Source organism: Stella humosa (assembly GCF_006738645.1).
Lineage (GTDB): Bacteria > Pseudomonadota > Alphaproteobacteria > ATCC43930 > Allostellaceae > Allostella > Allostella humosa.
In genome coordinates, this window is sequence record NZ_AP019700.1 from 486,501 (window position 1) to 501,222 (window position 14,722).

General features: G+C 69.9%; 13 protein-coding genes. 8 read left to right on the forward strand and 5 right to left on the reverse strand.

Annotated features, from left to right (window positions below):
* Positions 1 to 95: 95 nt before the first annotated feature.
* The 8 genes from STVA_RS02275 (at position 96) to STVA_RS02310 (ending at position 9,680) form a co-directional block, all read left to right on the forward strand.
* Complete coding sequence (locus STVA_RS02275) at positions 96 to 1,082, forward strand: ABC transporter permease (RefSeq protein WP_123694606.1); 987 nt, start codon at positions 96 to 98, stop codon at positions 1,080 to 1,082.
* 17 nt (positions 1,083 to 1,099) lie between these two features.
* Entirely contained in the window at positions 1,100 to 2,032 is a 933-nt protein-coding gene (locus STVA_RS02280) for an ABC transporter permease (RefSeq protein ID WP_123694604.1), read from the forward strand.
* On the forward strand, positions 2,032 to 3,018 hold the full coding sequence (locus tag STVA_RS02285; protein ID WP_123694602.1) for an ABC transporter ATP-binding protein: 987 nt from the start codon (positions 2,032 to 2,034) through the stop codon (positions 3,016 to 3,018). Before STVA_RS02280 ends, STVA_RS02285 begins: the two co-directional genes overlap by 1 nt.
* On the forward strand, positions 3,011 to 4,087 hold the full coding sequence (locus STVA_RS02290) for an ABC transporter ATP-binding protein (RefSeq protein WP_123694600.1): 1,077 nt from the start codon (positions 3,011 to 3,013) through the stop codon (positions 4,085 to 4,087). Before STVA_RS02285 ends, STVA_RS02290 begins: the two co-directional genes overlap by 8 nt.
* A gap of 158 nt (positions 4,088 to 4,245) precedes the next feature.
* Positions 4,246 to 6,717 (forward strand): hybrid sensor histidine kinase/response regulator, encoded by a 2,472-nt coding sequence (locus STVA_RS02295; protein WP_170216682.1) that lies wholly within the window; start codon positions 4,246 to 4,248, stop codon positions 6,715 to 6,717.
* 3 nt (positions 6,718 to 6,720) lie between these two features.
* Positions 6,721 to 7,113 (forward strand): response regulator, encoded by a 393-nt coding sequence (locus STVA_RS02300; protein ID WP_123694596.1) that lies wholly within the window; start codon positions 6,721 to 6,723, stop codon positions 7,111 to 7,113.
* Positions 7,106 to 8,719, forward strand: a complete 1,614-nt coding sequence (locus STVA_RS02305; RefSeq protein ID WP_123694594.1) for a GGDEF domain-containing protein — start codon at positions 7,106 to 7,108, stop codon at positions 8,717 to 8,719. The genes STVA_RS02300 and STVA_RS02305 overlap by 8 nt, the downstream gene beginning before the upstream one ends.
* A gap of 55 nt (positions 8,720 to 8,774) precedes the next feature.
* Positions 8,775 to 9,680 carry a PfkB family carbohydrate kinase gene (locus STVA_RS02310; protein ID WP_123694592.1) on the forward strand — a complete coding sequence of 302 codons (906 nt, stop codon included), beginning with the start codon at positions 8,775 to 8,777 and terminating at the stop codon, positions 9,678 to 9,680.
* On the opposite strand, the gene STVA_RS02315 is transcribed toward STVA_RS02310, so the two are convergent.
* From STVA_RS02315 to STVA_RS02335, 5 genes are all read right to left on the reverse strand, one after another.
* The gene (locus tag STVA_RS02315; protein ID WP_123694590.1) at positions 9,677 to 10,363 is read right to left on the reverse strand and encodes a YkgJ family cysteine cluster protein; all 687 of its coding nucleotides are present in this window, start codon (positions 10,361 to 10,363) and stop codon (positions 9,677 to 9,679) included. The genes STVA_RS02310 and STVA_RS02315 overlap by 4 nt on opposite strands.
* Positions 10,360 to 11,286: an ABC transporter permease gene (locus tag STVA_RS02320; protein ID WP_123694588.1), complete on the reverse strand. Its 927-nt coding sequence runs from the start codon at positions 11,284 to 11,286 to the stop codon at positions 10,360 to 10,362. Before STVA_RS02320 ends, STVA_RS02315 begins: the two co-directional genes overlap by 4 nt.
* Positions 11,283 to 12,236, reverse strand: a complete 954-nt coding sequence (locus tag STVA_RS02325; RefSeq protein WP_123694586.1) for an ABC transporter permease — start codon at positions 12,234 to 12,236, stop codon at positions 11,283 to 11,285. The genes STVA_RS02320 and STVA_RS02325 overlap by 4 nt, the downstream gene beginning before the upstream one ends.
* Positions 12,237 to 12,297: 61 nt before the next feature.
* Positions 12,298 to 13,986: a peptide ABC transporter substrate-binding protein gene (locus STVA_RS02330; RefSeq protein WP_123694584.1), complete on the reverse strand. Its 1,689-nt coding sequence runs from the start codon at positions 13,984 to 13,986 to the stop codon at positions 12,298 to 12,300.
* Between the two features lie 36 nt (positions 13,987 to 14,022).
* A complete protein-coding gene (locus tag STVA_RS02335; protein ID WP_123694582.1) occupies positions 14,023 to 14,709 on the reverse strand; it encodes an orotate phosphoribosyltransferase in 687 nt (228 codons plus the stop codon).
* Between the last annotated feature and the right edge of the window lie 13 nt (positions 14,710 to 14,722).

A 14,722-nucleotide genomic window follows, 5' to 3' on the forward strand; every position in this document is an offset into this window, starting at 1 on the left:
TGGGCAGTCGGCAGGGTTTGGGGGAGAGTGAGGGGAATGAGCCAGGAATCCGCTAGGCAGGACCTGCCTGCTGCCAGCGCGGGAGGGCGGAAACGATGATCGCGTTCATCATCCGCCGGCTGCTGCAATCCGTGATCGTCATGCTGGTGGTGTCGTTCGTCTCCTTCAGCATGTTCAATTTCCTGGGCGACCCGATCAACAACATGGTCGGCCAGGATGCGACGGAGGCAGAGCGCGAGAACCTTCGCCGCGTGCTGGGGCTCGACAAGCCCTTCTACCTGCAGTTCCTGGTCTATCTGGGCAACGCCATCCAGGGGAACTTCGGCACCTCCTACCGGCTCGGCATGCCGGTGGTGAACGCGCTGGCCGAGCGCCTCCCGGCGACGCTGGAGCTGGTGTTCTGCGCGGCGGGCCTGGCCCTCCTGGTGGGCGTGCCGCTCGGCGTCTATACGGGCCTGCACCGCGACCGCTGGCTCAGCAAGGTGTTCCTCACCCTGTCGCTGATCGGCATCTCGCTGCCGACCTTCCTCATCGGCATCCTGCTCATCCTGTTCTTCGCCGTGTATCTCGGCTGGCTGCCGTCCTTCGGGCGCGGCGACGTGGTCCAGCTCGGCTTCTGGTCGACCGGCTTCTTCACGCTCTCGGGCATCAAGGCGCTGGTCCTGCCGTCGATCACGCTGGCGCTGTTCCAGCTAACGCTCGTCATGCGCCTGGTGCGGGCCGAGATGCTGGAGGTGCTGCGCACCGACTACATCAAGTTCGCGCGCGCCCGCGGCCTGTCCAACCGGGCGGTGCATTTCGGCCATGCGCTGGCGAACACGATGGTGCCGGTCATCACCATCACCGGCCTCCAGATCGGCTCGCTGATCGCGTTCGCGATCGTGACCGAGACGGTGTTCCAGTGGCCGGGCATGGGCCTGCTCTTCCTGCAGGCGGTGCAGTTCGTCGACATCCCGGTGATGTCGTCCTACCTGGTGCTGATCGCCTTCTTCTTCGTCGCGATCAACCTGATCGTCGACCTGCTCTACTACTTCGTCGACCCGCGACTGCGCGCCGATCGCGCCGTCGCCGGCGGCCACTGACCGCGGGGGAGGCCGCCATGACGGATGTGACTGCACCCCCCGGCGCGCTGCGACGGATCGTCGACAGCGACGTCTTCTACAGCTTCCGCCGCTCCAAGGTGACGGTGGTGGCCGCGATCGTGACCGCGGTCATCGTCATCGGCTCGATGCTGGGCCCGTGGATCGCCCCGCACGATACCTACGACGTGCGCAGCCTGAACCTGCTCGACGCCTTCACCCCGCCGGTCTGGTCCGAGGGCGGCAACCCCAGCTACCTGCTGGGCACCGACGACCAGGGGCGCGACGTCTTCTCGACCATCCTGCTGGGCGCGCGCGTGTCGCTCCTGGTCGGCTTCTGCGCCACGCTCTTCGCCATGACGATGGGCGTCCTGCTGGGGCTGATCAGCGGCTATGTCGGCGGCACCACCGATGCGGTCATCATGCGCATCGCCGACATCAAGCTGTCCTTCCCGGCCATCCTGATCGCGCTCCTGATCGACGGCGTGGCGCGCGGCATCATCCCGCGCGACATGCATGACGACCTGGCGCTCTACGTCGTCATCTTCGCCATCGGCATCTCCAACTGGGTGGCCTATGCCCGCACCGTGCGCGGCTCGACCCTGGTGGAGAAGAACAAGGAGTACGTCCAGGCCGCCCGGATCATCGGCCTGCATCCCTTCACCATCATGATCCGCCATGTGCTGCCGAACGTGCTGGGGCCGGTGCTGGTCATCGGCACGCTGGGCCTGGCGGGCGCGATCCTGGCGGAGGCGACGCTGAGCTTCCTCGGCGTCGGCGTGCCGCCCACGCGCCCCTCGCTCGGCACGCTGATCCGCGTCGGCAACAACTTCCTGTTTTCCGGCGAATGGTGGATGACGATTTTCCCCGGCGTCATGCTCGTGGTCCTGGTCCTGGCGGTGAACCTGCTGGGCGACTGGCTCCGCGACGCGCTCAACCCGAAGCTCCGCTGATGCAGAACGCTCCTCTTCTTCGGGTCGAGAACCTCAAGGTCGAGTTTCCCACCCGCCGCGGCCGCCTCGTGGCCGTCGACGACGTATCCTTCGACATCGCGCCCGGCGAGGTGCTGGGCGTGGTGGGTGAATCGGGTGCCGGCAAGTCGATGACCGGGTCTGCCATCATCGGCCTGCTGGAGCCGCCCGGCCGCATCGCCGGCGGATCGATCTCGCTCGACGGGCGCCGGATCGACAATCTCCCCTACGAGGAGATGCGCAAGATTCGCGGCAAGCACATCGGCGCCATCTTCCAGGACCCGCTGACCAGCCTCAACCCGCTCTACTCGGTCGGCAAGCAACTGGTCGAGACGATCCTGACCCATTCCGACATGTCGCTGACGGCGGCGCGCGAGCGGGCGCTGGCCCTGCTGCGCGAGGTCGGCATTCCCGCTCCCGAGCGCCGGATCGAGCAGTATCCGCACCAGTTCTCGGGTGGCATGCGCCAGCGCGTCGTCATCGCGCTGGCACTTTGCGCCAATCCGCGACTGATCGTGGCCGACGAGCCGACGACGGCCCTCGACGTGTCGATCCAGGCGCAGATCATCGCGCTCCTGAAGCGGCTATGCCGCGAGCACGGCACGGCGGTGATGCTGGTCACCCACGACATGGGCGTGATCGCCGAGACGGCCGACCGGGTGGCGGTCATGTATGCCGGCCGCGTGGCCGAGATCGGCCCCGTGCGCGACGTCATCAAGAACCCCAAGCACCCCTACACGGTCGGCCTCATGGGCTCGATCCCGCGCATGGGTCGCGACGAGGCGCGCCTGACCCAGATCGACGGGTCGATGCCGCGCCTGACCGAGATCCCGACCGGCTGCGCCTTCAACCCGCGCTGCCCGCTGGTGTTCGACCGCTGCCGGCGGGAACGGCCCGACCTGATCGACGTCGGTCCGTTCCACCAGGTCTCCTGCTGGAAATATGCCGAGGGGGTGGGACATGCTTAAGGCCGCACCAGCCCGGGCGCAGTTCCAGGGCATCGACAAGGACGCCCCGCCCTTCGTTCGCGTCGAGGGGCTGAGCCGCTATTTCGACGTGTCGCCGCCGCTGCTCAACCGCATGCTGGAGGGCAAGTCCCGCCAGATCCTGAAGGCGGTCGACGGCATCGACTTTGCCATCGGCAAGGGCGAGACCTTCTCGCTGGTCGGCGAGTCCGGCTGCGGCAAGTCGACCGTGGCCCGGCTCGTGGTCGGGCTCTATCGCGCCACCGACGGCACGATCGAGTTCGATGGCCATGATTTCGGCCGCATGACGACGCGCGCTGCCATGGCGCCGATCCGCTCGCGCATCCAGATGATCTTCCAGGATCCCTATGCCAGCCTCAATCCGCGCTGGCGCGTCCGCGAGATCATCGCCGAGCCGATCCGCGCCTATCGCCTGCTGTCGGGCGACAAGGCGATCAATGCGCGGGTCGACGAGCTGCTGCGCCAGGTCCGCCTGACGCCGGCGGACGGCACCAAGTTCCCGCACGAATTCTCGGGCGGACAACGCCAGCGCATCTCGATCGCGCGTGCGCTCGCGAGCAATCCCGAGTTCCTCGTCTGCGACGAGCCCACCTCGGCGCTCGACGTGTCGGTGCAGGCCCAGATCCTCAACCTGATGAAGGATCTCCAGCGCGAGCTGGGGCTGACCTATCTCTTCATTTCGCACAATCTGGCGGTCGTCTATCACATCTCGGACCGGGTCGGTGTGATGTACCTGGGCCGCCTGGCCGAGGTAGCACCGGTCAAGACCTTGTTCCGCCAGCCGCGCCACCCCTACACGCGTATGCTGCTGGACACGATCCCGGACATGGACATGACCGGGCGCCAGCGCCACCCCGTCGCGGGCGAGGTGCCGAGCCCGATCAATCCGCCGTCCGGCTGTTCGTTCCACCCGCGCTGCCCGTTCGCCAACGATCGGTGCAAGGCGGAGCGGCCGAATCCGATCCGGGTCGGCGATGCCTTCATCGCCTGCCACGGCGTGGAAGAGGGGCGGGTGCCCGACGGTCCGATCGGAACGGCACAGGCCGCATAGGCCGGCGGTCAGGCTCGCCTGAACAATCCCCGGGGTCGAGCGCCCCGGGGGGACCCGCCGCCTGGGTCGGGCGTGCAGCGAAACCGGTCGAGGGGGCAGCGATGCGTTCGCAACTGGCAGGCCTGGACGGGGCCATCGAAACCTCTGCCGACCGATCGATGACCAGCCGATTCATCCTGCTGTTCATGGTCGTGGCGATGGCCGCGACCGGGGTCGGCATCTTCGCCATCTTCCAGATCAAGCTGACGGCCGACCGACGCGAACAGGTGAACCACACCTACGCGGTGCGCTCCGCATTGCGCGAGCTGAACATCGCGATGGTGGAGGCGGAGGCCGCGGCCCGCGCCGGTTCGGCATCCGGCCCGACCGCGAAGGACCGGATCACGCGCTCGACGGACCGCGCGCGCCGTGCGCTGGCCACCTTCACCGAGCTGACCCGCGACAACCCGGTGCAGCAGCGCGCCGCCGCCGACATGGCGCCGCGGCTCGACGACTACCTGCTGGACGTGTCGCTGGCCGCTGCCAGCATCATGCAGCAGGACGGCTTCGAGGAGGTGACCGAGGCCCAGGAAGGCTTGGCGGCCGCGATCGGCAGCGCGCTGGTCGAGGAAGAGCGCCTGCTGGCGCTGCGCCTGGATTCGACCGCCAGCAGCCTGGCCCAGAGCGAACGCCTGCTCGTCGGCGCCGTCGTGCTGGCCGTGCTGGCGATGGGGGCGGCCTTTGCCGTCGTTCTGCGCGAGCTGCGGCGGCGGCGGCGATCGGAAGCCGTGCTGCGCGACCAGTCGCAGATTCTGACCACCACCTTCGATGCGATGGCCCAGGGGCTGGTGGTGGTCGACCTCGACTGCCGGGTCGCCGTCATCAACCGGGCCGCCTGCGCCCTGCTGCATGTTCCGCAAGATGTCGATTTCGTCGGCCGGCCGTTCCTGGACCTGCTGGCCATCCAGGTTGGCCTGGGCTTCTTCTCCGAGGAGGAGGCGCGGCAGCGGGTCGACCAGTTGGCCGCCGACATCGCCGCGCAGCGCTCCAGCCAGTCCGAGGTCACGCGCCGCGACGGGCGGATCATCGAGCTGCACCGGCGATCCTATCCGGGCGGCATGGTCACCACCTACTCGGATGTGACCGAGCGCCACCGCACCGAGCGGATGAAGAACGAGTTCATCTCGACCGTCAGCCACGAGCTGCGCACGCCCCTGACGTCAATCCGCGGTTCGCTCGGCCTGATCGTCGGCGGTGCTGTCGGCGAAGTCGCCCCCAAGGTGCGCGAGATGGTGTCGATCGCGCACGCCAACAGCGAGCGGCTGGTGCGGCTGATCAACGACATCCTGGACATCGAGAAGATCGAATCCGGCCGCCTGCAGTTCGACATCCGGCCGCAGCCGGTGGGCGACCTCGTCACCCAGGCGCTGAAGGACAATGCCGGCTATTTCCAGCAGTACGACGCCCGGCCGCGGCTGGCCGACGAAGCCCCGGGCGCGCTGATCCGGGTCGATGCCGACCGCTTCATGCAGGTCCTGAACAACCTGCTCTCCAATGCGGCCAAGCATACGCCGGCCGGCGGCGTCGTCCAGGTCCAGTTGGCGCGAGGGGCCGGCCGCGTCCGCCTGTCGGTCGGCGACGACGGGCCGGGCATCCCGGAAGAGTTCCGCAGCCGCATCTTCGGCAAGTTCGAGCAGGCGGACTCCTCGGATTCGCGGCGCAAGGGCGGCACCGGCCTCGGCCTCAGCATCACCAAGGCGATCGTCGAGCGCATGGACGGGCGCATCTGGTTCGACTCCACGGTCGGCGTCGGCACCGTGTTCCACGTCGAGATTCCCGAGATGGTGGTAGCACCGATGCCGGCCTCGGCTGCCCCGCGGGGCGACGACGCCGACCCGCGGCCGGCCATCCTGGTGGTCGAGGACGACCAGGACGTGGCCCGGCTGCTGACGCTGATGCTGGAGCAGAACGGCTGGCGGGTGACGGTGGCCCACTCGGCCGCCGACGCGACGGCGCGGCTGGCAGTCACGCGCTTTGCCGCGATGACGCTCGACATCATGCTGCCGGACGAGGACGGGCTGTCCTTCTTCCGCCGCCTGCGGCTGTCGCCGGCGACCCGCGACCTGCCGGTCGTGGTGGTCTCGGCCAAGGCCGGCAATGCGCGCAAGGAGCTGAACGGCGATGCCATCGGCATCGTCGACTGGCTGGAGAAGCCGATCGACCAGGCGCGCCTGGGCCGTGCCATTCGCCAGGCGATCGGCGCGGTCGAGGGCCCCATCACCATCCTGCATGTCGAGGACGACCCCGATATCGTGCGCATCGTCGGCGTGGTGATGGGCGATGGCGTCAACGTCGTGGCGGCCAGCACGCTGGCGGCCGCCCGCGTGCGCCTGGCGACCCAGCACTTCTCGGTCGTCGTCGTCGATGTCGGGCTGCCGGACGGGTCGGGGCTGGACCTGCTGGGCGAGATCCGGCGGCTCGTGCCGCCGCCGCCCGTGGTGATCTTCTCGGCCAGCGATTTCGACCCGGCCTCGACCACGCACGTCGCGGCCGCCCTGGTCAAGAGCCGCACCGACAACAGCACCTTGCACCAAACCATCAACGGCCTGATCCGCGACCTCGTCCCGGATGATGTCGATGGAGAGCGATGACCGATGGCGCCAGAACCCCTCGTCCGGATCCTCTATGTCGAGGACGACGCCGATATCCGCACGATCTGCAAGTTCGCGCTGGAGAATCTCGGCGGCTTCTCGGTGAACGACTGCGAATCCGGTGCCGATGCGCTGGCTGCGGCACCGGCCTTCGCCCCCCAGCTCCTGCTGCTCGACGTGATGATGCCGGGGATGGACGGGCCGACGACGCTGGCCGGCCTGCGCGCCCTGCCCATCACGGCCGAGACGCCCGCGGTCTTCATGACGGCCAAGGTGCAGCCCCACGAGGTCCAGCGCTACCGCGACCTGGGGGCGATCGACGTCATCTCCAAGCCGTTCGACCCGATGGTGCTGTCGGATACGATACGGGCGATATGGGATCGGCGCGATGGATGAGGATGCCCGCCGAGCGGCCATCCAGCGGCTGGCGGATGCCGGCGCTGCGGGGATTGGCGAGCGGGTGGCGGCGCTAGGCGCCGTCGCCACCACCCTGTCGCAGCGCACCGACTGGGGTCCAGGTGCCAGGGCAGATGCGGATTCTGCCGCAGCGCTGGCGCACAAGCTTGCTGGATCGGGTGGCACCTTTGGTTTCCCCCATGTGTCGCGCGTGGCGGCGTCGCTCGAAGCCGTCCTCTCCGGGCTGGCCCAGGCGGAAAGCCCGATCGGCGACGCATTGGCGCAGGTGGGGCGGCTGGCGGCGGCGTTGCAGTCGGCGCTGGCACGCGGGCCGTCGGGCAGCCGCTTCGCGCTTTCGGATAGCGAGGCGGCGCCGACACAGGGCCATGGCGTCTGTGTCGTGGCACCATCCGATCGCCTCGACCCGCTGGCCGAACTCGTCGCCGGGCTGGGTTTTGCCGTCGTCCCGGTGGCGATGGAGCAGTCGGCGGTCCTGCCGGCGCAGGCCGCCGCGGTCGTCGTCGATGCGGCCAAGCGGGTCGACATGGTGCGTATCGACCCGCTGCTCGGACGCGGTCCCACCATCCTGATCGCCGACCGGGTCGATCTCGATGTCCGCCTGGCAGCCACGCGCAGCGGCATCGACGTCGTCATGCCGCGCCCCATCGACACGGCCGAGCTGGCCGACTGGCTCAACAGCTTCGTCGGCAGCAGCAGCGAGGCACCCTATTCGGTGCTGATCGTCGACGACGACGAGCTGATGGCCAGGGCTTACGCAACCGCGCTGGAGCGCGCGGGCATGCTGGTGAGCGTCACCACGAACCCGGCCCTGGCACCCGGCATGATCGGCGCCCAGTTTCCCGACCTCGTCCTGATGGACGTGCAGATGCCGGGCATCAGCGGCATCGAGCTGGCCCAGGTGATCCGCCAGAGCCGCCGCTACCTGTCGCTGCCGATCGTATTTCTGTCGGCTGAGCGCGATGCCGACCGCCAGTTGCTGGCGCGCCGCTCGGGCGGCGACGACTTCATCACCAAGCCGGTCGATTTCGAGCGCCTGGTGCGGCTGGTGCGGCTGCGCGCCGAGCGCGCCCGGGCGCTGCGCTCGGCGATGGAGCATGACAGCCTGACCGGCCTGCTGAACCACGGCCGGTTCAAGGACAAGCTGCAGCTCGAGCTGGAGCGCTGCCGCCGCACCGGCAGCGAGATCAGCCTGGCGCTGATCGACCTGGATCTCTTCAAGGTGGTGAACGACACCTACGGCCACCTGGCCGGCGACCGGGTGATCCGTGGCCTGGCCCGCACCCTGCGCGGTCGCCTGCGCAAGATCGACCTGGTCGGCCGCTATGGCGGCGAGGAGTTCGGCGCGATCCTGCTCGATACCCAGCCAGCCGCAGCCTTCAGCGCCATCGACCAGGTCCGGCGCGCGTTCGGGCAGCAGCTCTTCGAGGACAACGGCCGGCCGTTCCGCGTCACCTTCAGCGCCGGCATCGCCTCCAGCCGCCGGCATGGCGAGATCAACGAACTGATCGCCGCGGCCGACGCGATGCTGTACGAGGCCAAGCGCGCCGGCCGCGACGCCGTCTTCGTCGATGGCGGTCTCGCCTGACCCGTCTCGTCCGACCATTTGGCGCCAACGGCGCCACCATAATTCCGGACCTCGAATGATCCTCGTTTTCGGCTCGCTCAACGTCGACTTGTCGTTCGCCCTGCCCCATCTGCCGGCGGCCGGTGAGACGGTGCTGGCGCCGGGATATGTCCCCGGCCCCGGTGGCAAGGGCCTCAACCAGGCGGTCGCGGCCGCGCGCGCGGGTGCCGCCACGGCGATGCATGGCCGGTTGGGCGACGACAGCTTCGGGGCGATGCTGCGCCGGACCTTGGCCGAGGAGGGCATCGCTGCCGATGGCGTGCTGGCGGGCGACCTGCCGACCGGCTGTGCCGCCATTGCGGTGGCAGCAGACGGCGCGAACCTGATCCTGGTCGGCAGCGGCGCCAACCGCGAGGCGCGGGCCGACCAGGTGCCCGATGCGGCGCTGGGGCCCGGCACCACGGTGGTGCTGCAACTGGAGGTCCCGGTCGCCGAAACCCTGGCGCTGGCCGTTCGGGCGCGGGCCCGTGGCGCCCGCGTCATCCTCAACGCAGCACCCGCGGCCACCCTTCCAGCCAACGCGCTGGCGGCGGTCGACATCGTCATCGTCAACGAGATCGAGGCCGCCATGCTGACGGGCGAGGTCGACATGGCGCGCGCCGGCCGCCGCCTGTCGGCGGCCCCCGGCGCCACCGCGATCGTCACCCGTGGCGGCGAGGGGGCGCTGGCTTTCGTCGGCGGGCGGTGCTGGCAGGTGGGCGTGCTGCCCATCCGGCCGGTCGATACGGTGGGGGCGGGCGATGCCTTCGTGGGCGTGCTGGCGGCCCGCCTCGATGCCGGCGACGACCTGCCGCGCGCGCTGCATGCGGCCAGCGTCGGCGGCGGCCTTGCCTGCATGGCGGCCGGTGCCGTCGCCGCGATGCCGACGGCCGCTGCCATCGCGGCCAACCTGGGCCGGCTGGCACCCCCGATAGAAGTCTAGGCCCGGCCGGGCACGAGCTTGCGGGCGGCGGCCGGGGCCAGCAGGTCGGCGCCGGCCAGCCATTCGGCCTCTGCGTCCGCCCGCGCCAGGACGATGGCCAGCGCGGCCACCAGTTCGTACTGGTCGTCGGGCAGCCGGGCGGCGCGCGATGCCGCCTCGCCGGCGCGGGTGACGAGGGTGCGCACGGCCATGGCCGATCGCGGTACGGGGATGGGGATCGGCTCGTGCGCGAAGGCGCGGGCGCAGGCCTCGACATCGGTCGACGCGAAGGCGCGGCAGGCGAGTGGCCGGTCGGCATAGAGCCGGCAACGGCCATCCTCCAGGATCGGGCAGGCGAGGTTGCGGCGATGGCGCTCGGCCACGTCCATGCCGGCGGTGGCGGCGGCCATGTCGGCGATGCGGGCCGACAGCCGGTCGGCATCGGCCGCCGGCAGGGCGCGGATCGCCCGCGCGAGCAGGAAGATCTCGGGCGCGCGCGCCGACACCACCTGGTGGCAGCAATAATTGCAGCCGGCGCGGCAGGCGACCGGCTCGCGCGGGGCCATCGCCTCGAACGCCCGGTGCAGGGCGCGGGCGGCATAGGGGGCGCGCGTATCGGTCCGGGCGGCGGTCAGGAACCCCGCCACCTGGCGCGCCAGGCGGATGCCCGCGGCATCATCGGCGGCGACGGCCGGCTTCTTCATCGCGCGCCACGCCGCTGCTGCGGGTCGATCGCCTCCTGCAAGGCATCGCCCAGCACATTGCAGGCGACGACGGTGGCGAAGATCAGCAGGCCCGGATAGATCGCCAGCAAGGGCGCGGTCGTCACCAGTTCCTGGGCGTTGGTCAGCATCGAGCCCCAGCTTGCCATCGGCGGCTGGATGCCGAGGCCCAGGAAGCTCAGCACGGATTCGACCAGGATCACGCTGCCGACCGACAGCGTGGTCGCCACCAGGATCGGCGACAGGGTGTTGGGCAGCAGGTGGCGCAGCATGATCCGCCAGGGGCCGCAGCCGATCGAGACCGCGGCGGTGACGAAGTCGCGCTCGCGCAGCGACAGCACGCTGGCCCGCACCAGGCGCGCGACGCCGGTCCAGCCGGCCAGTGCCACCAGGGCCACGATGCGGTAGACGCTGGCATCCTCGGCCGTCGCGACCGCGGTCGGAATGCCCAGCTTCTCCAGGTCGATGGCGGCCAGCACGATCAGCAGCGGCAGCATCGGCAGCGCGATCACCCCGTCGCAGATGCGCATGAGGATGGCGTCCACCCGGCCGCCGAGATAGCCCGCCAGCAGTCCGATGACGGTGCCGAGCGAGGCGGCGGCGACCGCCCCCACCAGCCCAACCAGCAGCGACACCCGGCCGCCATGCAGCAGGCGCACCAGCGTGTCCCGCCCCAGTTCGTCGGTGCCGAGCGGATGGGTCCATGATGGCCCTTCCAGCCGGGCCAGCAGGTCCACCATCTCGGGGTCCTGGCCCAGCAGGCGGCCGATCAGCGGCGCCAGCAGCGCGCCCGCCGCCAGCACGCCGAGGACGAGGATGCTGGCCATGGCGCCCGGCCGGCGCCACAGGCGGCGGGCGAAGCCCGGCTGGCGCAGCCGGGCGGCGATGATGGCGGCCGTGCTCATCCCTGGCGGATCCGCGGGTCGAGCGCCGCATAGGCGAGATCGGCCAGCAGGTTGCAGAAGACCGTGAGCGCGGTCACCAGCAGCAGGGCCAGCAGGGCCAAGTTGTAGTCGTTGCCCATCACGGCATCGAAGATCAGCTTGCCCATGCCGGGATAGCCGAACATCGTCTCGGTGATGAGCGCGCCCGAGACCAGGGCGCCGCAGTCCAGCGCGAGCACGGTGACGTAGGGCAGCAGCGCGTTGCGCAGTGCATGGCGCCACAGCACCCGGCGCGGGTGCAGGCCCTTGGCGTGGGCGGTGCGGATGTAGTCCTGTCCCAGGGCCTCGATCATGGCCGCGCGGACATAGCGGACATGACCGCCGATCGCGGCCAGGGTCAGTGTCGCCAGCGGCAGAATCAGGTGGCGCCCGCGCTCGACCAGGCTGGGGTCGCGCGCCATCGGCAGGCCGGCCGCCGGCAGCCAGCCGAGCTGCACGGCGAAGATCATGATGAGGACGAGCGCCAGCCAGAAGGTCGGCACCGAGATGCCGGCAAAGCACAGCGCGTTGACCGCGCGGTCGAAGCCACTGCCCGCCCGCGCGGCGGCCGCGACCGCGATCGGCAGCGCGATCAGGGCGGCCATCGTCAGGCTGACCCCCATCAGCAGGGCGGTGTTGGCCAGCCGGGGGCCCAGCACCGCCGAGGCGGGCTGGGCATAGAGGCGGGAATAGCCGAACTCGCCCGACAGCGCCTTGGCGAGCCAGGCCAGGTAGCGCTCGACGATCGGCCGGTCGAGGCCGTGGATCGCCTTCAGCCGGATCGCGTCCTCCGGCGTCAGGCGCGGGTCGGACGACAGCATCAGGTCGATGGGATCGCCCGGCATCAGGCCGATCAGCGCGTAGCAGACGAAGGACATCATGGCGACCAGCAGGGCCGCCTGCAGCAGGCGATGGACGAGGAAGCGGCTCACGCCGGCCGGGTGCGGCGGATTTGGCGCAAATCCCGCGCGGCCCTTTTCGCGACGGCGCCGATCATGGCCCGGCGACGCGCCAGTTCTCGACCCACAGCGTGGTCGGATACTGGTGGCCGGTCGGCTCGATGCCCTGCAGCCATTTCGGCACCACGAACGGGTCGGCGCGGAAGAAGAGCGGCAGCACCGGCAGGTCGCGGGCATAGAGCTGCTGCTGCGCGTGCCACAGTTGGCGCCGCCGGTCGCGGTCCAGCTCGACCTCGATCTGCTCGATCAGCCGGTCCATCTCGGGCACGGCATAGCCCGGATAGTTCTGGCCGGCGAAGTTGTTGGTGGGCCTGGGGATGCTGTCCGAATGCAGCGTCGTGCGCGGCACGCCCTCGGGCGAGGACAGCCAGGCGAACATGGCCAGGGCCGGGAACTTGCGCTTGGACACCGTCTCGCCGAAGAAGACGCGCGGCGGCTCGTTGCGCAGCTTCACCTCGACGCCGATCTGCCGCCACTGGCTCTGCAGCACCTGCTGCACCAGCTCGCGCGCGCGGTTGCCCGACGTCGTCATCAGCTCCAGCGCCAGCCGGTCGCCGGCCGCGTTCTGGCGGATGCCCGTGCCCTTGCGCGGCCAGCCGGCGTCGTCCAGCAGGGCGCCCGCCTGCTTGGGGTCGAAGGCGTAGGCCGGCAGGTCGTCGGCATGCACCCAGTCGAGCGGATGGATGGCGCCGCGCGCCACCGGCTGGCGCCCGCCGAACAGGGTCTGGGTCAGCTTCTCGCGGTCGATGCCCAGCAGCAGGGCCTGGCGCACCCGGCGGTCGGCCAGGATCGGGTTGTCGAGGTTGACGTCGATATGCTCGTACACCAGCCCCGGCTTGTACTGCACGGCATAGCGGTCGCGGTGGCGCTGCTCGAACGCCATGCCCTGGTCGAGCGACAGGCCGAGCTCGCCCGCGACATAGTCGACGGCACCCGACAGCAGGTTGGCCTCCAGCGCGGCCGTGTTCTCGATCGCGCGCACGACGATCCGGCGGAAATGCGGCTTGGGGCCGTACCAGTGCGGGTTGCGCTCCAGCGCGATGTGCGAGCCGGTCGCCACCTCGACGATGCGATAGGGGCCGAAATGCAGGCCGGGATTGGTCGGGTCGGTGTCGAAGCGGGTGCGGAAGCGGTATTGCGCGGGGTCGGCGAAGGCCTCGCGCTCCAGGTGCGCCGGCAGCAGCTGGAAGCCGCCTATGGAGGCGAACTCGAACGACAGCTTGTCGACATGGAAGGTGAAGGTGCGCTCGTCCTTCACTTCGATGCGGGTGACGCGGCGATAGAACTCGGCCGAGGCGACGCCGCTCATCGGGTGGCGCCCGACCTCCCAGGTGAAGACCACGTCGCGCGTCGTCACCGGCACCCCGTCGCCCCACTTGGCGCCGGGCTGGATGGTGTAGGTGACCTCGATCCCGCGCTTGCCTTGCGTCTTGCCTTCTTCGGGCGGCAGGTCGACCGGCTTGGCCAGCCCGTTCTCGATCGTCGGCAGCTCGGTGCAGAGCAGGCAGACGAGCTTCCAGTCCTTGTCGTAGACGGTGAAGGGCCGCCTGGTCATGCCCAGCACGTAGCTCTTGGCCAGCATGCTCTCGATGTTGGGATGCAGGGTCGAGGGGAACTGGGTGATGCCGATCACCAGTTCGTCCTTGGCCCCGGGGCCGGCCGCGGCGGGTCCGGCCACCATCGCCATTACCGACAGCGTGGCGGCCAGCAGCATCCGGAACATGGCTTCGGCTCCTCCCCGGGTCCGCCGGCTGGACGGTTACAGCTTGCCGCCGTGGGCGAGCGACCACTCCACCGGCTTCTCCAGGAACGCCCGCACCGCGTGGGTGGTTTCGGGCGGGAAGTAGCCTTCGTCCTCGGCCGTCGCCAGCACGTCCCACCAGGTGCAGAGCCCGTGCAGGCCGACACCCTCGGCCTTCAGGTTGGCCACGCTCTCGGGGAAGATGCCGTAGTGGAAGACGACGAAGGTATGCGCGCATTCTGCGCCGGCCTTGCGCAGCGCCTCGACGAAGTGGAGCTTGCTGCCGCCATCGGTCGCCAGGTCCTCCACCAGCAGGACGCGCGCGCCCTCGGTCAGCGCGCCCTCGATCTGGGCGTCGCGGCCGAAGCCCTTGGGCTTCTTGCGGACATAGAGCATCGGCAGCATCAATCGCTCGGCCAGCCAGGCGGCGAACGGGATGCCGGCGGTCTCGCCGCCGGCCACGGCGTCGATGTTCTCGAAGCCGATCTCGTTCTCGATGGCGGTCGCGGCCAGGTCCATGATGCGGCGCCGCGCGCGCGGGAACGAGATGATCCGGCGGCAGTCGATATAGACCGGGCTGGCGCGGCCGGACGTGAAGATGAACGGCTGTTCCGGGCGGAACAGCACGGCCTTGATCTCGATCAGGATGCGCGCGACGGTGCGCGCGGCCTCGGTCGGGGGGGCGATATTGACGGAGTCGGGCATGGTGCCTGCATTG